The 20,066-nt window shown below is 73.0% G+C and carries 22 protein-coding genes; 13 read left to right on the top strand and 9 right to left on the bottom strand.

What is annotated here, in order from left to right:
* Position 1: 1 nt before the first annotated feature.
* Positions 2 to 1,378, bottom strand: a complete 1,377-nt coding sequence (locus tag DEJ34_RS12935) for an ABC transporter substrate-binding protein (protein ID WP_110911028.1) — start codon at positions 1,376 to 1,378, stop codon at positions 2 to 4.
* 249 nt (positions 1,379 to 1,627) lie between these two features.
* On the opposite strand from DEJ34_RS12935, the gene DEJ34_RS12930 reads away from it, so the two are divergent.
* Genes DEJ34_RS12930 through DEJ34_RS12915 form a run of 4 tightly spaced genes read left to right on the top strand, consistent with a single transcriptional unit; the run spans position 1,628 to position 5,184 of the window.
* Positions 1,628 to 2,431 carry a VOC family protein gene (locus DEJ34_RS12930; protein ID WP_110901555.1) on the top strand — a complete coding sequence of 268 codons (804 nt, stop codon included), beginning with the start codon at positions 1,628 to 1,630 and terminating at the stop codon, positions 2,429 to 2,431.
* Entirely contained in the window at positions 2,428 to 3,384 is a 957-nt protein-coding gene (locus tag DEJ34_RS12925; RefSeq protein WP_110911027.1) for an aldo/keto reductase, read from the top strand. The genes DEJ34_RS12930 and DEJ34_RS12925 overlap by 4 nt, the downstream gene beginning before the upstream one ends.
* A gap of 52 nt (positions 3,385 to 3,436) precedes the next feature.
* The gene (locus DEJ34_RS12920; RefSeq protein ID WP_110890893.1) at positions 3,437 to 3,799 is read left to right on the top strand and encodes a tautomerase family protein; all 363 of its coding nucleotides are present in this window, start codon (positions 3,437 to 3,439) and stop codon (positions 3,797 to 3,799) included.
* Positions 3,800 to 3,801: 2 nt separating this feature from the next.
* The gene (locus DEJ34_RS12915; RefSeq protein ID WP_181422214.1) at positions 3,802 to 5,184 is read left to right on the top strand and encodes a GH1 family beta-glucosidase; all 1,383 of its coding nucleotides are present in this window, start codon (positions 3,802 to 3,804) and stop codon (positions 5,182 to 5,184) included.
* An 83-nt stretch (positions 5,185 to 5,267) separates the two neighbouring features.
* Here the strand turns inward: DEJ34_RS12915 and DEJ34_RS12910 are convergent, their stop codons facing one another.
* The gene (locus DEJ34_RS12910; RefSeq protein WP_110911055.1) at positions 5,268 to 5,882 is read right to left on the bottom strand and encodes an NUDIX hydrolase; all 615 of its coding nucleotides are present in this window, start codon (positions 5,880 to 5,882) and stop codon (positions 5,268 to 5,270) included.
* Positions 5,883 to 6,111: 229 nt separating this feature from the next.
* On the opposite strand from DEJ34_RS12910, the gene DEJ34_RS12905 reads away from it, so the two are divergent.
* The 6 genes from DEJ34_RS12905 to DEJ34_RS12880 all read left to right on the top strand — a co-directional run bounded on the left by DEJ34_RS12905 (position 6,112) and on the right by DEJ34_RS12880 (position 11,892).
* The gene (locus DEJ34_RS12905; protein ID WP_110825876.1) at positions 6,112 to 6,876 is read left to right on the top strand and encodes an ABC transporter ATP-binding protein; all 765 of its coding nucleotides are present in this window, start codon (positions 6,112 to 6,114) and stop codon (positions 6,874 to 6,876) included.
* Positions 6,873 to 8,810, top strand: coding sequence for an ABC transporter permease (locus DEJ34_RS12900; RefSeq protein WP_110911025.1), 1,938 nt, complete (start codon positions 6,873 to 6,875; stop codon positions 8,808 to 8,810). The genes DEJ34_RS12905 and DEJ34_RS12900 overlap by 4 nt, the downstream gene beginning before the upstream one ends.
* A gap of 4 nt (positions 8,811 to 8,814) precedes the next feature.
* Positions 8,815 to 10,155, top strand: a complete 1,341-nt coding sequence (locus DEJ34_RS12895; protein WP_110901559.1) for a sensor histidine kinase — start codon at positions 8,815 to 8,817, stop codon at positions 10,153 to 10,155.
* Positions 10,152 to 10,832 carry a response regulator transcription factor gene (locus DEJ34_RS12890; RefSeq protein ID WP_258368274.1) on the top strand — a complete coding sequence of 227 codons (681 nt, stop codon included), beginning with the start codon at positions 10,152 to 10,154 and terminating at the stop codon, positions 10,830 to 10,832. The genes DEJ34_RS12895 and DEJ34_RS12890 overlap by 4 nt, the downstream gene beginning before the upstream one ends.
* A 43-nt stretch (positions 10,833 to 10,875) precedes the next feature.
* On the top strand, positions 10,876 to 11,388 hold the full coding sequence (locus DEJ34_RS12885) for a GNAT family N-acetyltransferase (protein WP_110911024.1): 513 nt from the start codon (positions 10,876 to 10,878) through the stop codon (positions 11,386 to 11,388).
* A gap of 144 nt (positions 11,389 to 11,532) precedes the next feature.
* Positions 11,533 to 11,892, top strand: coding sequence for a hypothetical protein (locus tag DEJ34_RS12880; protein WP_110825880.1), 360 nt, complete (start codon positions 11,533 to 11,535; stop codon positions 11,890 to 11,892).
* Between the two features lie 114 nt (positions 11,893 to 12,006).
* Here the strand turns inward: DEJ34_RS12880 and DEJ34_RS12875 are convergent, their stop codons facing one another.
* The gene (locus tag DEJ34_RS12875; RefSeq protein WP_110911023.1) at positions 12,007 to 12,648 is read right to left on the bottom strand and encodes a GntR family transcriptional regulator; all 642 of its coding nucleotides are present in this window, start codon (positions 12,646 to 12,648) and stop codon (positions 12,007 to 12,009) included.
* Between the two features lie 93 nt (positions 12,649 to 12,741).
* On the opposite strand from DEJ34_RS12875, the gene DEJ34_RS12870 reads away from it, so the two are divergent.
* Genes DEJ34_RS12870 through DEJ34_RS12860 form a run of 3 tightly spaced genes read left to right on the top strand, consistent with a single transcriptional unit; the run spans position 12,742 to position 15,567 of the window.
* Positions 12,742 to 13,440: a DUF969 domain-containing protein gene (locus tag DEJ34_RS12870; RefSeq protein ID WP_110825882.1), complete on the top strand. Its 699-nt coding sequence runs from the start codon at positions 12,742 to 12,744 to the stop codon at positions 13,438 to 13,440.
* Positions 13,437 to 14,507: a DUF979 domain-containing protein gene (locus DEJ34_RS12865; RefSeq protein WP_110911022.1), complete on the top strand. Its 1,071-nt coding sequence runs from the start codon at positions 13,437 to 13,439 to the stop codon at positions 14,505 to 14,507. Before DEJ34_RS12870 ends, DEJ34_RS12865 begins: the two co-directional genes overlap by 4 nt.
* Entirely contained in the window at positions 14,494 to 15,567 is a 1,074-nt protein-coding gene (locus DEJ34_RS12860; protein ID WP_258368273.1) for a DUF2891 family protein, read from the top strand. Before DEJ34_RS12865 ends, DEJ34_RS12860 begins: the two co-directional genes overlap by 14 nt.
* Positions 15,568 to 15,589: 22 nt before the next feature.
* On the opposite strand, the gene DEJ34_RS12855 is transcribed toward DEJ34_RS12860, so the two are convergent.
* The 6 genes from DEJ34_RS12855 to map form a co-directional block, all read right to left on the bottom strand.
* A complete protein-coding gene (locus tag DEJ34_RS12855; RefSeq protein ID WP_110911021.1) occupies positions 15,590 to 15,895 on the bottom strand; it encodes a putative quinol monooxygenase in 306 nt (101 codons plus the stop codon).
* A gap of 91 nt (positions 15,896 to 15,986) precedes the next feature.
* Entirely contained in the window at positions 15,987 to 16,928 is a 942-nt protein-coding gene (locus DEJ34_RS12850) for a 5-oxoprolinase subunit C family protein (protein WP_110911020.1), read from the bottom strand.
* A complete protein-coding gene (locus DEJ34_RS12845; protein ID WP_110911019.1) occupies positions 16,925 to 17,557 on the bottom strand; it encodes a 5-oxoprolinase subunit B family protein in 633 nt (210 codons plus the stop codon). Before DEJ34_RS12845 ends, DEJ34_RS12850 begins: the two co-directional genes overlap by 4 nt.
* Positions 17,554 to 18,327, bottom strand: coding sequence for a LamB/YcsF family protein (locus DEJ34_RS12840; RefSeq protein WP_110911018.1), 774 nt, complete (start codon positions 18,325 to 18,327; stop codon positions 17,554 to 17,556). Before DEJ34_RS12840 ends, DEJ34_RS12845 begins: the two co-directional genes overlap by 4 nt.
* A 90-nt stretch (positions 18,328 to 18,417) precedes the next feature.
* Positions 18,418 to 19,149 carry a hypothetical protein gene (locus DEJ34_RS12835; protein WP_110911017.1) on the bottom strand — a complete coding sequence of 244 codons (732 nt, stop codon included), beginning with the start codon at positions 19,147 to 19,149 and terminating at the stop codon, positions 18,418 to 18,420.
* A 114-nt stretch (positions 19,150 to 19,263) separates the two neighbouring features.
* Positions 19,264 to 20,049 carry a type I methionyl aminopeptidase gene (gene map, locus DEJ34_RS12830; RefSeq protein ID WP_110911016.1) on the bottom strand — a complete coding sequence of 262 codons (786 nt, stop codon included), beginning with the start codon at positions 20,047 to 20,049 and terminating at the stop codon, positions 19,264 to 19,266.
* Positions 20,050 to 20,066 lie beyond the last annotated feature (17 nt).

Below are 20,066 nucleotides of genomic sequence, written 5' to 3'. Positions count from 1 at the left end.
CTCACTTCGTGCCGACCTTGCTGGCCACCGACGCCGCTTGCTGGTCGTCGGCGATGTCCTGGATCGACTTGTCCACCGAGGGGTCGAGCACCTGCTGCGTCGCGACGACGATCGCGTCGAGTGACTTCTCGGTGGCCTGCCACTGGCGGGACTCGCTCGCCTCGCTGCTGTCCTCGATGAGCTTCTCGATCGCCGGACGCTGGACGGACTCGTCCACGAGCTGGATGGAGTCCCAGTCGGGGCTGACGCCCTTGACCGCGGGCAGGAGGTCGATCGCGTTGGCCACGTTCTGCTGACCCTGCTTGTGGAGGGTCATCCAGGACACGAACGTCTTCGCAGCACCGATGTGCTCGGACGCCGAGTTGATCGCGATCCCGTAGTCGGCCTCGCTGAAGTACGCGGAACCGTTGCCCTTCCCGGCGACGTCCGGGAAGGCCGCCGGCAGCTGCACGAAGCACTTCGGACTGCTGACGCCGGCGGCCTCCATCGCGGCCTTGCACGAGTCGGCTCCGGCGTACTGCGTGTACCAGAAGCCCATCTGGACCATGGCCGCGTCGCCCTTCATGAACTCGTTGTTCGCGAGGGGGTACTGCGGGCCGTCGAGGGCGTCCTTCGGGATGATCCCGTCGTCCTGCATCTTCTCGATGATCCGGAGGACCTCGATGCCGTTCGCGTCGTTCCACTTCGCCTTGCCGGTGGACGCCTTGATGAACCAGCCTGGGGCGACCGAGTTCGCGATCGCGTGGTACATGTCCGTCGGGAACGTGTCGCTGCCGCCGGCGCCCATCGTGAAGCAGGTCTTGCCGATCGCGGTGACCTTCTCGCAGGTGTCCACCCACGACCGGTAGTCGGTGGGGACATCCGCGCCGGCCTCGTCGAGGACGTCCTGGTTGTACCAGAGGAACCCGGCTGACATCCCGCCCAGCGGCAGTGAGACGAACCGTCCGTCCGAGCTGGTCAGCTGCTCGACGTAGTCACCGCCGATGTCGTCCTTCCACCCGGCACCGAGCGTGCTCTTCGCGAGCGAGCTGAGGTCGAGCGCGTACGGCCCCCACAGGTCGGGCGAGCCGCCGGCCGGCGAGAGGTCGAAGACGTCCGGGCCCTTGCCGGAGTCGAGCGCCGGCGTGATCGTGTTCCGGTAGTCGACGTTCTCGAAGTTCTTGTACGTCACCTCGATGTCGGGGTACTGCTCGTTGAAGGCCTCGATGTACCGCTCGGCCACGGGGGTGTCCGGCGTCCACCCCCACCACGTCACCGAGCCCTTCTTCGCCGGCTTGACGTCCTCCCCGGCGTTCCCCGGGGACCCGGAGCAGCTGGTGATGAGCAGAGCGGCGGTCGCGGCGAGGGCCGCGGCGGTCAGGATCCGCGTTCGCTTCATTGTTCTTCCTTCACGTCGTTGTGCTGGGGGTGCACCGAGGTGCCCGTTCGGCGGCGAGCCTACGGACGCCGCTCCGCCCGCGCAAGAGTTCGAACCTATTTGTCACGAACTTGCCCAGGGCGACAGTCAGGCCGGTACATGCTCTTCAGTGCCGGGGAGCGCGACTTAGTTGCACAGTGTTCATGACGGCACTAGCGTTGCCCCCGCCTGGCACGAAGGCACCCGCTTCACCGACGAAAGGACCCTTCCGTGGCCATCGAATCCGTCCTCCTCAACGTGCGCGACGTCGCGCAGTCCGCGGAGTTCTACACGCGTCACCTCGGCGCGACCGTCATCTCGTCCTCGCCCGACGCGGCCGAACTCGACCTCGTCACCGCGCGCTTCGTGCTCACCCGCGTCGACGCGCCGGCGGAGTCCACGTGGATCGGCGACGACCTGCAGCGCGGCTTCCGGCACGTGGGCTTCAAGGTCGCCGACCTCGACGCCCGCGTCAGCGCGTTGCACGACGCCGGCGTCCCGTTCCACCTCGAGCCGATCAACGCCGAAGGCGGCGTGCGCATCACGTTCTTCTTCGACCCCGACGGGACGCTCCTCGAGCTCGTCGAAGGACCGTTGCAGTACCACGAGGTCCACGACCAGCAGGCCGTGGACCGGGACTGGGGTCTCGGCGAACCGGACCGACCGCGTTTCGACCACGTGGCCGAGACCGTCGCGGACATCGACCGGACGACCGAGTTCTTCGCCGAGCTCGGCTACGTGCGCATGGCGGGCATCCACCAGCCGAGTGACGACCGGGGCTTCGAGATCACCTTCCTCCGGGCCGGCGACAGCTCGCTCGAGGTCTTCACCTACGACCGTGCGGAGAAGCAGGAGCGGACGCCGCAACTCGACGCCCTCGGGTTCGCCGCCGTGGCCTTCGGAGCGACCGGGACCGAGTCGGCCCCCGCAGCCGGAGCGGGCGGCGGCAGCGTCGCCCTCGCCGTCGGCACCCTGCTCGGCCAGGACGTCCGCACGGACCCGGACGGTCTGCCGTTCATCGTCGCCTCGGCATGAGCGCCGGTCTCCTCCGACCCCTCGGCCGCACGGGACTGCTCGTCAGTTCGGTCACCCTGGGCGGGGCCCCGCTGGGCAGCATGCCCGAGAACTTCGGCCACGAGGTCGCCGAGGCGGACGCGGTCGCGCTCGTCGGCGCGGTGCTCCGCAGCGGCATCCGGACGATCGACACGGCCAACGGGTACTCGGACGGCCGGAGCGAGACCCGCATCGGGCGCGCGATCGCCGAGTCCGGTGGTGTCCCCGACGACGTCACCGTCATCACCAAGGTGGACGCGCGGGACGGCGACTACAGCGGGGACCGCGTCCGCCGGTCGATCGCCGAGAGCATCGAGCGCCTCGGCATCGCCCCGCTGCCCCTGGTGCACCTACACGACCCGGAGTTCCACGACTTCGGTGCGCTGTCCGGCCCCGGCGGAGCGCTCGAGGCGCTCGTGGCCGCGCGGGAGCGGGGCGAGGTCGAGCACATCGGTCTCGCCGGTGGGAACGTGCACGAGATGCGCCGCTGGCTCGACCTCGGGGTGTTCGAGGTCCTGCTCGTCCACAACCGCTGGACGGTCGTCGACCGGAGCGCCGGACCGCTCCTGGACCGGGCCGCGGAACTCGGCGTCGGCGTCGTCAACGCCGCCGTGCTCGGCGGCGGGATCCTCGCCGACGAGACCGGGCGGACGACGTCGTACGGGTACCGCCCGGCGCCGCCCGCGACCCTGCGCGCGATCACGGCGATGCGCGACCTCTGCCACGACGCCGGGACGACGCTCGCCGCAGCGGCGCTGCGTTTCTCGACCCGTGACCCGCGCTTCGCCAGCACGATCGTCGGGATCAGCCGGTCGGAACGCATCCAACCGACCCTCGACGCCGCCGACCTGGATCTGCCGGACGCCTTCTGGGCGTCCCTCGAGGACCTGGTCCCCACCCCCGACAACTGGCTCGACGCGCCGGACGCGCGCTGAGCCTCCAGACCGGCCGCCAGGCCACCACCGACCCAACGAAACCGAGGCCCACATGCCACTCGTCCGCATCGACATGCACACCCCCCTCGCCGACCTCCGACCGCAGATGAGCGAGGCGATCAACTCCGCCCTCGCCGACGGCTGGGGGATGCCCGCCGACGACCTGTTCCAGGTCTTCCAGCTGCACGAACCCGGTGACCTGTTCTACAGCCGCACCTTCCCCGAGGCCGACCGGACGGACATCGTCTTCGTCGAGATCCTCGCCTACACCGGGTACTCGCCCGAGGTGAAGCAGCGCGGCGCCGCCCTCGTCGTCGACCGCCTCGCCGCCCTCGGCATCAAGCGCGACAACGTCCTGATCGCGATCCACGAGAACGGCGACGGCGACTGGCTCGCCCCGTCCGCGGTGCAGTGACCATGCGTCGGAGCGACCTGCCCGCCGACTTCGTCCTCGGCGCCGCGACCGCCTCGTACCAGATCGAGGGGGCGACGCAGGCGGACGGACGCGGCGCGAGCATCTGGGACACCTTCGCCCGAGTGCCCGGCGCGATCGCCGACGGGTCCACCGGTGACCCGGCGGACGACCACTACCGCCGGATGCCGGAGGACGTGTCGCTCATCGCCGACCTCGGCTTCGACGCGTACCGGTTCTCGATCGCCTGGCCGCGTATCCAGGCCGACGGCACCGGCCCGGTGAACCCCGCCGGCATCGACTTCTACCGGCGGCTCGCCGAGGGGCTCCTCGAGCGGGGCGTCACTCCCTGGGCGACGCTGTACCACTGGGACCTCCCGCAGGCGCTCGAGGACCGCGGAGGGTGGCTCGAACGGGACACCGCCGCACGCTTCGCCGAGTACGCAGCGCTCGTGACCGAGCAGCTCGGCGACGTGGTCACCGACTGGATCACCCTGAACGAGCCCTGGTGTTCGTCGTTCCTCGGCTACGCCAGCGGGGTGCACGCACCGGGGCGGCACGAGGGAGCCCGGTCCGCGCAGGCGGCACACCACCTCCTGCTCGGGCACGGACTGGCGCTGGAGGCGGTCCGGGCGACGCGGCCCGAGGCCCGGGTCGGCACGACGCTGAACCTGTACTCGGTGCGTCCGGCGTCGGAGTCCGCCGAGGACCGCGACGCCGCACGCCGGATCGACGGCCTGAGCAACCGATTCTTCCTCGACCCGGTGTTGCGGGGGAGCTACCCGGCCGACGTGCTCGAGGACCTCGGGCAGACGTCGTGGTTCGCCGAGCACGCCACCGCGGAGGACCTGCAGCGGATCGCCGCGCCGATCGACTTCCTCGGCATCAACTACTACAGCCGGCACACGGTGGCGGCGCCGGCCGACGTCGACGAGGCTGACACCACGGAGCCGAGCGCCTACCCCGGCAGCGAGGGGGTGCGGTTCGTGCGGACCGGTGCGGCGGTGACCGGGATGGACTGGGAGGTCCACCCGGACGGAATGGTCGACGTCCTGCGGCAGGCGCACGACCTGGCGCCGGAACTGCCGCTGTACATCACGGAGAACGGCTCGGCGTACCCCGACCCGGACCACGTCGGGCCGGAGGGTGAGGTCGTCGACCCCGACCGGACGGCGTACCTCCGCGCACACCTCGGAGCGTGCGCAGCGGCCGTCGACGCCGGGTTGCCGTTGCGCGGGTACTTCGCGTGGTCGTTGATGGACAACTGGGAGTGGGCCTGGGGCTACTCACGGCGGTTCGGCATCGTGCACGTGGACTACGAGACGCAGCAGCGGACCGTCAAGCAGAGCGGGCACTGGCTCGCGGCGTTCCTCCGCGACGCGGACTGATTCGCGGTCACGCGAGCCGTCCGCGTCGCAGTCCAGCGGGGACGGCGCCTCCCGTCCGTCGTGCGGTCGACGGCCCGACGCACTCATCGCCCCGGCAGCGCCACCACCCGGTCGTGGTTCCACGGCTCGGTCCACCCGACCCGGTCGAACAGACCGTCGAGCAGTGTCGCGGTGAAGCCCCAGACGACGTGCGAGCCGGATCCGGTGTGGACCGTGAAGGCCGGGCTGCGCCACTCCCGGCCGTCGCGGTGGAAGACCGTGACCCCGCGGTTCGTGGGGTCGAGGAGATCGGCGACCGGTGCGCGGAACACCGCGGCCGACTCCGCCTCGTCCACCACCCGCACCGGTGACGGCGCTCGCCACCACCCGAGCACCGGCGTCACCAGGTGCCGTGAGAACGCCAGCGGCACCGGAGCCGCGGTCCCGAGCACGTCGACGCCCGTGACGTCCAGGCCGGTCTCCTCTCGGGCCTCCCGGAGCGCTGCCGCCACCGCGTCGGCGTCACCGGGATCGACACGGCCGCCCGGGAAGGCGACCTCGCCCGCGTGGGACCGCAGGGTCGCGGCGCGCGCGAGCAGGAGCACGTCCAGGTCCCGCGCGACGTCACCGGCCCGGGCCGGGCGCTCACTCGGCACCTCGTCGAGCACGCCGAACAGCATGAGCACGGCGGCACGTCGCGGTGACGGTGCCGTGGGCATCCCGGTGACGAGCGGCGCCGCGCCGGGGGCGACGGCCGTCGCGAGTCGGTCGCGCGCGCTCACGGGGTCCTCGGAGCGGTGCGGACGGGCAACGTGCGGGGCGGGGTCACGATGCCAGCCTAGGCACCGGTCGGAGGCGCGGCTGGCTGCGTGACCCCCTGGCTGGCCAGGGGGTCACGGCCGGGTCCGCACGCTGTTCCGGAGGCGTCGGGACGGCTGTGATCGAGGCATGACAACGACCACCCCCACCCAGCCCCTCGTCCACCACGACACCGCGTTGGCGCTCCTCGGCGTCACCCGGACCCACGGCACCGGTGACGCGAGCGTGACCGCGCTCCGCGACGTCACCCTCGAACTCCACACCGGCTCCTGGACCGCGATCATGGGTCCTTCTGGCTCCGGGAAGTCGACCCTCCTGCAGATCGCCGCCGGCCTCGACCAGGTCGACTCCGGCCGCGTCGTCCTCGGCGGGACGGACATCACCGACGCCACGGACCACGAGCGCACGCTGCTGCGCCGCAACCGCATCGGGTTCGTCTTCCAGGCGTTCAACCTCATCGCGTCGCTGACCGCGGAGCAGAACGTCGCGCTGCCGCTCGAGCTCGCGGGCGGACACCCGTCCCGGCAGATGATCCGCGACGCCCTCGCCCGCGTCGGGCTGGGCGACCGGGTGGGACACCGGCCACGGGAGCTCTCCGGCGGGCAGCAACAGCGCGTCGCGATCGCCCGCGCGATGATCACCGCACCCGAGGTCCTGTTCGCCGACGAGCCGACCGGGGCGCTCGACTCCACCGCCGCCCGCGTGGTCCTGGCGATGATGCGCGAGATGACCGACGCCGGGCAGACCATCCTCATGGTCACCCACGACCCGGCTGCCGCGGCCGCCGCCGACTCCACCGTGTTCCTCCGCGACGGCCAGCTCGTCGACGCCCTCACCGGCGCCGACGCCGCCACGATCGCGAACCGCCTCGTCAGCCTGGAGACGGGACGATGAACCGCATCGCACTGAGCGGCTTCCGGGAACGCTGGCAGACGTACGTCGGCGCGATCGTCACCGTCGCCCTCGGCGTCGGGCTCGTGCAGGCGTCGCTGCTGCTCCTGCTGTCCGTGCTCGGCATGCAGCCGACGGCCGGCGCCGATGCGCTCACCCAGGCCCGGGCGGACGGCAGCAGGATCGTCGCGGTCACCGTCGTGTCCGTCACCCTCGGGTTCGCGGCCTTCCTCGCGGTGTTCATCATCGCGTCGACCTTCGCCTTCTCGGTCACCGAGCGGCGACGGGACCTCGCCCTGCTGCGCATCGTCGGAGCCGAGGTCGGGCAGGTACGACGGATGCTCCGTGGCGAGGCCGTCGTCCTCGGCCTCGCCGGGGCCGTGCTCGGCATCCCGGCCGGCATCGCACTGATGGCGGTGGAGACGCGCATGCTCGTGGCCGCCGGCTTCGTGCCGTCCGGCTTCTCCCCGTCCTGGCAGGTCTGGGTCGTGCCCGCGTCCCTCGCCGTCGGGATCGGCCTGGCGTCGGCGGGCGTCGCCGTCGCCGCGCGCCGAGCAGCGCGCATCGACCCGCTCGACGCGGTGCGGGAGACCGGCGCTGCCGCACGACCGATGACGCGGTCGCGATGGGTCGGCGGGCTGGTGCTCGCCGTGGTGACGGTCGCCCTGGTCGTCCTCGCACCCGTGGGCGGGCTCGCCGGCGCGCAGGCGATGGCGATGTCAGCGGGCATCACCGGCGCACTCGCGATCACGATGACCGCCCCGGTGCTCGTGCCGCTCGTGGCAGCCGTCCTCCCGCGTCCGCGTTCGGCGGTCGGGTCGCTGGCCGTCGCGGAACTCCGCGACGCCCGGACCCGCTCGGCCTCCACCGCCGCCCCGCTCGTCGTCCTGCTGGCCCTGGTGCTGAGCCAGCCGATCGCGATGCTGTCCTTCACCGACGCCGCGACCGCCCAGATCGCGCGGGGCACGGACGCGGACCTCGTGCTGCAGACGACCGGCGCGTTCACCGCGGACCCGGCTTCGGTGCCCGGGGTCGCGGCCGCGTCCACCGAGTGGGCCGTCCCCGTGCGGGTCCAGCCGTCCGGGTCGGCCGTCCCGGGTATGTCCGAGGAATTCGCGGGGACGCCGCTCGCCGTCACGACGGAGGCCCTCGTGGTCGATCCCGAGGGGTTCGCGGCGGCACACCCCGGTGCGCGTACCGCGATGCAGGACCTCGGCGGTCGGTCCGCGGCCCCCGGCCCCGGTGCGACCGGACTCGGTCTCGGACGAGCCGGGACCGTGGCCATCGGTGACCGTGCCCTCGGGGCGGTCCGGTTCGGTGTCCCCGTACCGGCCGGGAGCGCCGGGCAGGTCGGGATCGTCGTTCCCCGGGGCCTGGTGCCGGCGGACGTCCTGGCCGACAGTCCCGCGACCACGTTCGTCGTCCTCGACCAGGGTGCGGACCGCGACGCCGTCACCGCCGCCCTCGCCCGCATCGGGACGGTGGCGGAGACCGACGCCTGGGCCGAGGACGCCGGGGCCGCCGGGCTCGACCAGAACACCCGCGTCCTGCTCGTCGTGATGGCGGTCGGTGCGCTCTACGCGGTGATCGGTGTCCTCAACGCCGTCGCGATCGCGACCTCCGGCCGACGCCGGGACTTCGCGGTGGCCCGCGCGAGCGGGATGACGCGCGGACAGGTCCTGGCCGCGGCGACACTCGAGACCGTCCTCGTCGCCGGTTCAGCGGTCGGGCTGGCGCTCGTCGCGACCGCGATGACCGCGGCGGCCGTGCTCACCGGGACGGCCCAGGCCACGGGAGCAGCGGTGCTGCACGTGCCGTGGCTCCTCGTCGTCGCGGCGAGCGGCGGCGGGCTCGTCCTGACGGGGGCGGCCGGGCTCGTGGCGGCGGCGGTCGCGACGCGTCAGGGCCCCGCGACGCTCCTGGCAGCGCGAGGATAGGCCCGTGACGGAGAGACGACGACGGTACGTCGACGAGTGGCGCGGCTGGACCGGGCGGACCTGGTACCTCCTGACGGCACTCCCGGTGGACCTCGTCGGCTTCGTCGTCGTCCTGACCCTGCTGTGCCTGGGGATCGGGCTGGGGATCGTGTGGGTGGGGCTCCCGGTGCTGGCCGTGACCGTGCGGACCGGACGCCTGCTCGGGGTGTTCGCCCGCCGCCGGGCGGGCAGGGTCGGCGAGGTCCCGGATGCTCCGGACTGGACGGTCCGTCCGACCCTTCCGACCGGCGTCCCCGGGGTGCGGTTGGTGGCGCCGCTCGCGGACACCAGGAACTGGGCCGCGACCGTCCACACCCTCGCGACCTTCCCGGTGTCGGTCGCCACGTGGGTGGCCACCGTGACGTGGGGCGCGCTCGCACTGGGCGCCGTCACGTACCCGGCGTGGAGCTGGGCCGTCACCCCGGCCGACGACATCTGGCTCGAGCGGGTGGCCGCGGGCATCGGGGAGACCGGGCAGTGGACCGGGACGGTGCTCCGGCCGGTGGTCGTCGTCCTCGCCGGACTCGTCCTCGCCGCGACGTTCCCGTTCGTCACACGCGTCCTGGTCGTGCCGCACCTGGTGCTCGCCGGGCTCCTCCTCGGGGAGCGGCAGGACGTGCAGCTGCTCCGCGGGGCGCAGCGCGCCGAGGCCGGGCGTCGGGCCGCCCTCCTCGCCGAGGACGCCTCGCTCCGCCGGCTCGAGCGGGACATCCACGACGGCCCCCAGCAGCAGCTGCTCCGCCTGCAGTACGACCTGGCCATCGCCCTCCGCCGGTTCCCGGACGACACCGCAGCCGCCGAGCGGCTCGTCGAGGAGTCGTTGGACCGGTCGAAGGTCGTGCTCGAGACGATCCGGAACCTCTCCCGCGGACTCGCACCGCCGATCCTCCAGGACCGCGGTCTCGCGGCGGCCGTCCAGGCCCTGGCCGAGGACAGCGTCCTGCCGACGACGGCGGACGTCCGGCTGGACGCCGCCGGGGCCGGGCTCGCCGCCGTCGAGCGGAGTGCCTACGCGATCCTGTCGGAACTGCTCACGAACGTGACGAAGCACGCCCATGCGAGCAGCGCGACGATCCGGGCGGTGACCGCCCCGGGCGGCGACCTCGAACTGGAGGTCCGCGACGACGGGGTCGGCGGCGCCCGACTCGACCCCGGACACGGGCTGGACGGACTCCGGGACCGTGTGGAGGGCCTCCAGGGCGTCTTCGCGGTCACCAGCCCACCCGGGGGACCGACCGTGGTGCGGGTCCGCATCCCGGTCCCCGTCGAGGCACCGGCGACCGGAGGTCGTACCCTGGCCGGGTGACCCTCGGAGCAGGTGCAGTCCCCGCCGCGTTGCGCATCGTCCTCGCCGAGGACTCGGTCCTGCTCCGGGAGGGCACGATCCGCCTGCTCGAGGAGGCCGGGTTCACGATCGGCGGGTCGTACGGGGACGCCGGCGCCCTGCTCGCTGAGCTCGCGACCGTGCGACCGGACGTCGCCGTGCTCGACGTGCGGATGCCGCCCACGTTCCGGGACGAGGGTCTCCGCGCGGCGATCCGGATCCGGACCGAGCACCCCGAGGTGGCGGTGCTGCTGCTCAGTCAGTACGCGGAACTCGACTACGCACGAGAGCTCCTCGCGACCGGCGAACACCACGTCGGGTACCTGTTGAAGGACCGGATCTCGTCGATCGACGACCTCCGGGACGACGTCGCCCGGGTCGCCCGCGGCGGTCTGGTCCTCGACCCGCAGATCGTCCAGCGCCTCATCACCCGCCGGACCGACCCGGTCGAGCGCCTCACCCCGAGGGAACGCGACGTCCTCCGGCTCATCGCCGAGGGACAGACCAACCAGGCGGTCGCGCACCGGCTGCGCATCGCGGTCGCCTCCGTCGAGAAGCACATCAGCTCGATCTTCACCAAGCTCGACCTCGAACCGACACCCGACGCGCACCGGCGGGTGCTCGCCGTCCTCGCCTGGCTGCGGGGCGGCGGCGCCTGACGGCAGCGGGACCCTGACGACGCCGGACCGGGAGGACCACCGGATGCCACTGCCCGACCACATCGTGATCCGCCGCACCGGCCCCGAGGACTGGCCCGTGTTCCGCGACCTGCGCCTGCGGATGCTCGCGGACACCCCGCTCGCGTTCCTCGAGACCCTGGAGCACGCACGGCAGCTCGGCGAGGACGAGTGGCGTCGGCGCGCCGGCAGCGGTGCCGAGGCCGACACGCCCTGGTTCGTCGCGGAGGACGTGACGACCGGCGGGTGGGCGGGCATCATGGGCGGTCGACTCGACGGCGGCGACCCGCTCCTGGTCGGCGTCTTCGTCGACCCCGAGCACCGGGGGCGCGAGTCCGGCGTGACGGACGCGCTCCTGGACGCGGTGGAGGACTGGGCGTGGGGCCGGGGCGACCGGATCCTCCTGCACGTGCACGAGGACAACCCGCGCGCCATCGCCTTCTACCGTCGTCGTGGGTTCGTCCCCACCGGCCGACTCGTGCCCTACCCCCTGCCGCCGTACGGCGAGGAACTGGAGCTGCGCAAGGCCCTACGGTGAACGGTCCCGGTCGTCGCACGGCTGCGTCCGTCGACTGGTGCGGTGCGGCGACGCCGAAGTGTCCGCAGGACGCGCGCCCGTCCGGCCCACCTGGTGGGTTCCCGGCGAGCGGGGGCTTTCATGGTCTAGCGAAAGGGGCTCCCGATGAAGACCATCCACTACGACAACACCGTGATCCTCACGAGCGACGACGTCGCCGACGCCGTGATCGAGTACGCCGCGGCGCTCTCCGGCGGCGACCGGGCCGACACCGTGGCGGTGCCGTCGGTCGCCGAGGACGGCACCATGACGACGACGAAGATCCTCATCGGCCCGTCGAGCGAGGTCGTCGTCGCCGACGCGGAGGAGGACGAGCTCGAGCTCGAGAACGACGAGTTCGTGGCACGGCTGCGCGCCGCTGCCCGCACGTTCGGGCACGACACCGTCATCCACGCCGACACGCGGTCGGACCTGACGACGGGCGACGACGAGCCCGGAGCCCCGGCGGAGGCGGCGAAGCCCTGAGCGGGCACGCGGACGGTGGCCGGGACGCCGTCGGCGTGCAGCGCCGGACCCGGCCGTGGCCGGCACCCGGCCCGACCGCGGGCGCGCGCACGAGGGGGTCGGGCCTCCCAGCCGTCAGCCGGTGGTGGCGGCGGACCGCAGCGTCGCCTCCGCGTCGTCGAGGTAGTCGGCCAGGAGCGCTGCCGCGCCGTCCCGGTCGCCGGCCCGCAGCGCCGCGACGATGGCCTCGTTCCGGTCGACGAAGTCCGCGTGGAAAGCCGCCGGGTCGTCGGTGGTGAGGAACGCCAGGCGCATCTCGGCGAGCAGTGCGTCCATGAGCACGTGCAGCCGCTCGCTCGGCACGGCCCGCACGAGCTCGGAGTGGAACCGGATGTCCGCCGTGCCGACCGCGCGCCAGTCACCGGCGGCGGCCGCCGACCGCGCGTCGGACACCGCGGACGCTGCCGCGGCCAGGGCTGGGGACTCCGGGGTGCAGGCGCAGATGCCCGCCTCCTCGAGGACGCGCCGCGCCGCGTAGAGGTCCGTGACGTCAGCCACGGACAGGCGACGCACGAACACCCCGCGGTTGAAGACGTGCTCGACGAGCCGGTCGCGCGCGAGCAGCCGGAACGCCTCGCGCAGGGTGTTCCGCGAGACGCCGAACTGGTCGCTCAGGCGCTCCTCGGACAGCTGCGTGCCCGGCATGAACGCGCCGTCCGCGATCGAGGACCGCAGCCGTGCCGCGGTGGACTCTGCTCCGCTGACCGTCCGTGTCATGCCCCGATCCTCGCAGAGCACTCGTGTGACCGGCGTGTTACAGATCCGGCCGGGTCTTGAGATTGTTCAACAATGCACGCCAGACTGGCCCGCATGTTCGTCCTCATCGGCGTCGCCGTCGTGATCATCGGCTTCGCGTTGCGCATCAACGCGCTGCTCGTGGTCACCGTGGCGGGCATCGTCACGGCAGCCATCGGCGGGATCGACCCCGTCGGCATCCTCACCGCGTTCGGCAACGGGTTCGCGTCGAGCCGGAGCGTCACGACGTTCGCGCTCGTGCTGCCCGTCATCGGTCTCATCGAGCGTTACGGACTCCAGGACCAGGCGAAGCGGCTCATCGCGAAGCTCGACAAGCTCACGACGGGCCGCATCCTCGCCGGGTACCTGGCGGTCCGGCAGGTCACCGCCGCGGTCGGCCTGACGAGCATCGGCGGGCCGGCGCAGACCGTCCGCCCGCTCGTGCACCCGATGGCGGAGGGTGCGGCAACCAAGAAGTACGGCCGCATCGACGAGCGGATGCGCGAGAAGATCAAGGGCTTCTCGGCGTCCTCCGACACCGTCGGGGTGTTCTTCGGCGAGGACGTCTTCGTCGCGGTCGGGTCGATCCTGCTCATCACGACCTTCGTCGACACCACGTACGGTCTCGCGCTCGAACCGATCGACCTGGCGCTGTGGGCGATCCCCACCGGCATCGCGGCGCTCATCGTGCACGGCATCCGCCTGCTCCTGCTCGACCGGAAGCTCGACAAGATGGCGGCCGACGTCCGCCAGACCGAGGGGGTCGCGGCATGATCACCAGCGAATGGCTCTACTGGCTCATCGGCGCGTTCTTCATCGCCGTCTCCGTGTTCATCGTCACGGACCGCTCCCACGCCAAGCGCCTCGGGAACGCCGCCTTCTGGGGCATCCTCGGGCTGTCGTTCTTCGCCGGCACCTTCGTCGTGTCCGGGGTGATCCCCGCCTGGGTGCTCGGGATCGCCGTCCTCGTGATGGTGGCGCTCGCCGGCCTCAGCTTCACCGGCACGACGAGCCGCACCCGCGTCGCGAGCGTCCCCGGTGCCGGGGTCGGCTCCGCGACCGGCCCGGCCGAGCCGACCGCCGTCACCACCCGCCCGAGCTCGAGCACGAGCGTCCTCGCGACGACGAGCCCGGACGAGCGCGCCGCGTTCGCGCAGCGGTACGGGAACAAGCTCTTCATCCCGGCGCTGGTGATCCCGGTCGTGGCGGTCCTCGTCGCCACCCTCGGCCCGCTCGTCCGGATCGGAGGGGAGCCGCTCCTGGCCGAGGGGAGCGCCACCCTGACCGGGCTCGGCATCGGCTCGGTGCTCGCCGTGGTCGTCGCGGTGTTCGTGCTCCGTCCGCCGCGGCTCGACACCCCGGTCCGCGAGGGCGCACGGCTGCTGCAGGCGATCGGCTGGGCGGCGCTCCTGCCGCAGATGCTCTCGACACTCGGCATCGTGTTCACCCAGGCCGGCGTCGGCACGGCGGTCGGCACGATCATCAAGGCGGTCCTGCCGGACGGGTCCCTGTTCGCCGCGGTCGTCGTCTACTGCCTCGGCATGGCCCTGTTCACCGTCATCATGGGCAACGCCTTCGCGGCGTTCCCGATCATGACCGCCGCGATCGGCTGGCCGGTCCTGGTGCAGGGCTTCGACGGCAACCCCGCCGCGATCTTCGCGATCGGCATGCTCGCCGGCTTCTGCGGGACCCTGGTCACCCCGATGGCCGCGAACTTCAACCTCGTGCCCGCCGCCCTGCTCGAGATGCGGGACAAGTACGGGCCGATCAAGGCGCAGCTCCCGACCGCCGGGATCCTGCTCGTCGTCAACATGGGAGTGATGTACCTTGTCGCATTCTGACCCCGCCGGGTCGTCGTCCTCGTCGGCACCGGACCTGGCCCGCGCCGCCTGGGCCGCCGGCTTCGCCGCCGTCGCCCTCGACAACACCACGCGCGAGTACCCGTACGCCGCGCACCACACGACGTCGGGTCCGGAGGACCGCGCGCTCCCCGTCGAGCTGCACCCCGCCTTCGCCACGTCGTACGACTGGCATTCGTCGGTGCACATGCACTGGCTCGCGACGCGCCTGGTCGCGTACGGCGTGCCCGCTGACCTGGAGGCCCGGATCACGTCCGTCCTGCAGGCGCACCTCTCCGTCGACCACCTCGCGACCGAGGCCGCGTACCTCCGCGCGACGCCGCACTACGAGCGGCCGTACGGCTGGGCGTGGCTGATGCGGCTCGCAGCCGAGGTCTCCGCCTCCGAGGTACCGGCGATCCGCGCCCTCGCGCCGGGTTTCGCGCCCGTGGTCGAGGTGCTCGAGGACCTGGTCACCCGCTGGGTCGAGGGCGCCGCGCACCCGGTCCGGCACGGCGTCCACTCGAACTCCGCGTTCGGGCTGCTGCTCGTGCTCGAGGGTGCCCGGTCGCTCGGCCGGACCGAGCTCGTCGCCACGGTCGAGCGCACCGCCCGCGAGTGGTTCGGCGCCGACGCCGGGTGGCCGTTCGCGTGGGAGCGCAGCGGGCACGACTTCCTGTCCGCCGGGTTGGCCGAGGCAGACCTCATGCGTTCGGTGTTGCCGGCGTCCGAGTTCGAGACCTGGGCGCGGCCGTTCTTCTCCGAAGTCTCCGCCGGTGACGCGATCCTGACCCCGACCACCGTCCGCGACGAGAACGACCCGCAGCAGGTGCACCTCTTCGGCCTCGACCTGTCCCGGGCCGGATCGGCACGGCGCATCGCCGACGCCCTCCGCTCCGCCGACGCCGAGGACGCCGACCTCACGGCCCTGCTGGACGGCGCGGCCGACCGGCTGCTCGCCTCGGGGCTCGCCGCGAGCGTCGGCGAGGAGTACTACTCCACGCACTGGTTGGCGAGCTTCGCGTGGGACGCCATGGAGGCCCGGGAGCACGCAGCCCGCTGATCCTGCCGCACCGCGACGAGTGTCAGCGCAACGGGATGGTCCGACCGAAGGTCTTCGTGACCGGCGGGGCGGCGAGCACCGCGCCGAGCGGCTCCGCCGCGCCCTCGGGGGTGGCGCGCCAGGCGACGTAGGCGTCATGGTCCTCGGCGGTGGCCCAGCGCTCCAGCACGACCATGCGCGTCGGGTCCTCGTCGTCGACCAGGACCTCGAGCGACTCGTTGCCCTGCCGGGCTGCGGTCTGCGCGAGGGTCTCCCGGATCGCGGCCTCGACCGTGTCCGCTGCGACGTCGTTCCGGATCTGGACCTCGAGGAAGACGGTCATCGTCATGGTGTGCACCTTTCGTCGTCGGACCCCGTCCGCTGACGGCGCCCCGTGACGGCAACCACGACCGGCGGGGAGTTGTTCCGGGTGCGCTGCGTCAGCGGGCGATGCGGAAGCGCAGCGTGTCACCGGGGCGGAGCTGCGCCGCACGGTCGACGGACTCCGGCGTCAGGACCGCCACGACCGGGTAACCGCCGGTGACCGGGTGATCGGCGAGGAACAGCACGGGGAAGCCGGCCGGCGGGACCTGCAGCGAGCCGGTCTCGACGCCCTCGCTGGGGAGCTCGCGGGTGACCGCACGCACGAGGGAGGCGTCTGCGGTGGTGCGGACCCCGACCCGGTCGCTGTCCGGGGTGACGTGGAAGTCCTGGCCGGTCAGGGTGGCCCGCCAGGCCGGTGTGAACCAGTCGTCACGGGGACCGGGCACGACGTCGAGCACCACGGGGTCGCCGGGCCGGGGCAGGAGCGGCGGCGGTACCGCGTCGACCACCGGCCAGGGGCCGACGCCGAGCCCGTCCCCGGCCGTCGCCCTACCGTCCGTGGTCGCCGTGGCACCGCGCACGGCGGGCCCGACCGGCAGGACGTCCCCGGCCGACAGCGGTGCGGGACCGAGCTGCGCGAGCGAGTCCCACGACCGACTGCCGAGCACCGGCTCGACCGCGATGCCTCCGCGGACGGCGACGTACGCGCGGAGTCGGTCCTCCGGCAGCCCGACCCGCAGGGTGTCACCGGGCTCGAGGAGGAGCACCTCGTAGGCGGCCGCGCCGCGCACTCGTCCGTCCGCGCGTTCGATCGACACCGGACACGGCGCCCCGGTGACGGCGGCGACCACGTGCGCGTCGGTGTGGAGCGCGACGGAGCCGAGGAGGGCCTCCAGGACGGCAGCGTGCGGACGGTTGCCCACCATCCGGTTCGCCAGTGCGGCCGACCCCCGGTCCGCGGCGCCGGCCGCACCCAACCCCATGTCGCTCAGTCCGGGACGGCCGAGGTCCTGTGTCGTCACGCCGTAACCGATCTGCACGACGGTCAGGGCGCTCACGACCGTGCCGCCGCGTCGACGAACCGCAACCGGACGCCGGCCGGTGCGAGCGCCGGCGGGGTGCGGTCGAGCGACCACATCGGCACCTCGGTCCGGCCGATGAGCTGCCAGCCGCCGGGGGAGGTCCGCGGGTAGACGGCGCTGAACTCGCCGGCCAGGGCGACGGCGCCGCTCGGGACGGCGGTGCGCGAGGTGTCGCGGCGGGGCAGGTCGAGCGACGGTGCGGTGCCGGTCAGGTAGCTGAAGCCGGGGGCGAAGCCGCAGAAGGCACTCGTCCAGACCTGCCCGGTGTGCCAGGCGACGAGTTCCCCGCGGGTCATGCCGGTGAGCGCGCCGACGGCGTCGAGGTCGGCGCCGTCGTAGGTGACCGGGACCACGACCGGGTCGCGGTCCGCGCGGTCGTCCGAGGGGCGCACCGGCTCGACGTCCGACAGGAGCGCGCGGAGTCGTCCCGCGTCGGTGGCGGTCGGGTCGAAACGGAGGAGGAGGGTCCGCGCACCGGAGACCACCCCGGTGACCCCGGGCAGCGCGGCCGCGGTGAGGCCGGCGCGGAACGCCACGACGTCGGTGAGGGTGTCGAACGTCGCCAGCAGCGCCGTCACCCCGGCGACCCGGACGTCGGGCGTCATGCCGCGGCGGCGGTCGAGAACGCCGTGATGCCGACGCCCTGTTCCGTCAGGAGCGTCCGGATCACACGCGCCATCGCGACGGCGTCGGGGGAGTCACCGTGCACGCAGATGGAGTCCGCCGCCACGCGGACCTCGGAACCGTCGACCGCGGTCGCGACCCCCTCGGTGACCATGCGGAGCACGCGGGCGGCGACCTCGTCCGGGTCGTGCAGCACCGACCCCGGGCGGCTGCGGGACACGAGCGACCCGTCCGGCTCGTAGGCGCGGTCGGCGAAGGCCTCGCGCACCGCGCGGAGCCCGTGGCGTTCCGCAGCGAGCACCAGCTCCGAGCCGGGGAGGGCGAGGACCGACAGGGACGGGTCGACGTCGGCGACCGCGCGGACGACCGTCTCGGCCTGCACCGGGTCGGCGCAGGCGGTGTTGTACAGCGCGCCGTGCGGCTTGACGTACGTGACGGCGGTCCCGGCGACCCGGGCGGCCGCGGTGAGCGCGCCGAGCTGGTGCACGACCTCGGCGTACAGCTCGTCCGGGGTGACCGAGACGGGGCGGCGGCCGAAGCCGAGCAGGTCCCGGTACGCCACGTGTGCCCCGACGGCCACCCCGCGCTCGGCGGCGGCCCGGCATGTGTCGAGCATGATCGTCGGGTCGCCGGCGTGGGCCCCGCAGGCGATGTTCGCGCTGGACACCACGTCGAGCATCGCGTCGTCGTCGCCCGCGGTCCAGGCGCCGAAGCCCTCGCCGAGGTCGCTGTTCAGGTCGATCGTGGGCACGCGGACCTCCTGTCGGGATTGTTCAACAATGTAGCGCCCGCCGCCGACCGTGTCACCGTCGGGATACCCGGCGGCGATGCGCCGACCCGGCTACAGCGCGTCGACGAACATCTGCGTCGCGAGCGGGACGTTCGTCGTGTTCGACGTCGGGTCCCACCCGACCAGCGCGACGACGTCACCGCCGACCCTGGCGGTGTGGCCGACGAGCGTGAACGCGTTGCCGCCGACGGTGCCGCGCACGCGCCATCCGATCGCCTCGTCGGTACCGGTCAGGGACGGCTCCGCCGTCTCGACGGTGGTCTCGATCGGCTTGCCCTGCATCGAGAACAACGCCGAGCCGTCCGCGCACCGGGTCAGAGCACTGCGAGCGTCCTCGACCAGGTCCGTCGCGGCAGCGGTCTCCCCGGTGCTGGCGACGACGGCGGTCATCGACCGGTCATTGCTCGTGCCGAACACCACGGTCCCGGCGTCGTCCGAGGTGTCCCACCCGACGCCGAACGGGGCGAGGCAGCTGGCATCGGAGACCGTCAGGCCCGGGTAGACGGAGTCGAGCATCGCGTCCGTCGTGGTGAACTCGGCGGGCCTGAACTGGATGCGCTGGAACACGCCGGTCAGCTCGGCCTCGGTGTGGGCGGACGCGCGACCGCCCGTCGACGACGCCGACGGCGTGGGCGCCGCGCTCGTCACCGGGGCGCTCGTGGGGGGCGCCGGTGTCCGGGCTCCCGCACCGCCGGTGGTGTCGTCCCCGCCGCCGGAGCAGCCCGCCAGGGTCAGTGCCAGGATGGCTGCGGCCGCGGCGACGGGAATGGTGGTGGTGCGCATCGGTGTCCCCCTCGTGTCGACGGCCCCCTCGACCGCCCGACGCGTCGAGGCTATCCGGCGACCGGGCTGTCCGGCGACCGGGCTACCCGGCGACCGGGCCATCCGGCGACCGGGCTACCCGTCGACCGGGCCGGAGGGCAGGGTGAGGACCTCGGCCCCGTCCTCGGTGATCGCGATGGTGTGCTCGCTGTGGGCGGTCCGGCAGCCGGTCGCGCTGCGGAGCGTCCACCCGTCGGCGTCGGTGACGAGCTCGTCGGTGTCGACCATCACCCACGGCTCGAGTGCGAGGAGGAGGCCCGGACGCAGCGTGTACCCGCGACCCGGGCGGCCGTCGTTCGCCACGTGCGGGTCCTGGTGCATGGTCGAGCCGATGCCGTGCCCGCCGAAGTCGAGGTTGATCGGGTAGCCGGCCTCGGTGAGGACGGACCCGATCGCGTGTGACAGGTCCCCGAGCCGTGCGCCCGGGCGTGCGGCCGCGATCCCGGCGGCCAGGGCCCGCTCGGTGGTCTCGATGAGCGCGACGCTCTCGTCCGGACGGCTCGTCCCGACGACGAAGCTGATCGCGGAGTCGGCCGCGTAGCCCTGGTGCACGACGGCGAGGTCGAGCGTCAGCAGGTCCCCGTCGGCCAGGGCGCGGTCGTGCGGCAGACCGTGCAGGACGGCGTCGTTCACGGCGGTGCAGATGTGGTGACCGAAGGGGCCGCGCCCGAACGACGGGGCGTAGTCGACGTAGCACGACGTCGCCCCGGCGGCGGTGATCATCTCGGCCGCCCACCGGTCGAGGTCGAGCAGGTTCGTGCCGACCGTGGTGCGGCTCCGCAGTGTCTGCAGGATGTCGGCCACCAGGGCGCCGGCGGCGCGGGCCCGGGGGAGCTCGGCCGGGGTGAGGATCTCGATCATGCGGGTGCCGTTTCCGT

It is taken from the genome of Curtobacterium sp. MCPF17_050, assembly GCF_003224435.2.
Lineage (GTDB): Bacteria > Actinomycetota > Actinomycetes > Actinomycetales > Microbacteriaceae > Curtobacterium.
The sequence above is the reverse complement of the archived record's forward strand: the minus strand, read 5'-3'. Positions and strand labels throughout refer to the sequence as shown.

Coding starts and splice junctions, on each gene's coding strand:
- DEJ34_RS12935 (WP_110911028.1), bottom strand. CDS start 1,378: ATGAAGCGAACGCGGATCCTGACCGCCGCGGCCCTCGCCGCGACCGCC.
- DEJ34_RS12925 (WP_110911027.1), top strand. CDS start 2,428: ATGAGCGCCGGTCTCCTCCGACCCCTCGGCCGCACGGGACTGCTCGTC.
- DEJ34_RS12920 (WP_110890893.1), top strand. CDS start 3,437: ATGCCACTCGTCCGCATCGACATGCACACCCCCCTCGCCGACCTCCGA.
- DEJ34_RS12915 (WP_181422214.1), top strand. CDS start 3,802: ATGCGTCGGAGCGACCTGCCCGCCGACTTCGTCCTCGGCGCCGCGACC.
- DEJ34_RS12910 (WP_110911055.1), bottom strand. CDS start 5,882: ATGCCCACGGCACCGTCACCGCGACGTGCCGCCGTGCTCATGCTGTTC.
- DEJ34_RS12905 (WP_110825876.1), top strand. CDS start 6,112: ATGACAACGACCACCCCCACCCAGCCCCTCGTCCACCACGACACCGCG.
- DEJ34_RS12900 (WP_110911025.1), top strand. CDS start 6,873: ATGAACCGCATCGCACTGAGCGGCTTCCGGGAACGCTGGCAGACGTAC.
- DEJ34_RS12885 (WP_110911024.1), top strand. CDS start 10,876: ATGCCACTGCCCGACCACATCGTGATCCGCCGCACCGGCCCCGAGGAC.
- DEJ34_RS12880 (WP_110825880.1), top strand. CDS start 11,533: ATGAAGACCATCCACTACGACAACACCGTGATCCTCACGAGCGACGAC.
- DEJ34_RS12875 (WP_110911023.1), bottom strand. CDS start 12,648: ATGACACGGACGGTCAGCGGAGCAGAGTCCACCGCGGCACGGCTGCGG.
- DEJ34_RS12870 (WP_110825882.1), top strand. CDS start 12,742: ATGTTCGTCCTCATCGGCGTCGCCGTCGTGATCATCGGCTTCGCGTTG.
- DEJ34_RS12865 (WP_110911022.1), top strand. CDS start 13,437: ATGATCACCAGCGAATGGCTCTACTGGCTCATCGGCGCGTTCTTCATC.
- DEJ34_RS12855 (WP_110911021.1), bottom strand. CDS start 15,895: ATGACGATGACCGTCTTCCTCGAGGTCCAGATCCGGAACGACGTCGCA.
- DEJ34_RS12845 (WP_110911019.1), bottom strand. CDS start 17,557: ATGACGCCCGACGTCCGGGTCGCCGGGGTGACGGCGCTGCTGGCGACG.
- DEJ34_RS12835 (WP_110911017.1), bottom strand. CDS start 19,149: ATGCGCACCACCACCATTCCCGTCGCCGCGGCCGCAGCCATCCTGGCA.
- map (WP_110911016.1), bottom strand. CDS start 20,049: ATGATCGAGATCCTCACCCCGGCCGAGCTCCCCCGGGCCCGCGCCGCC.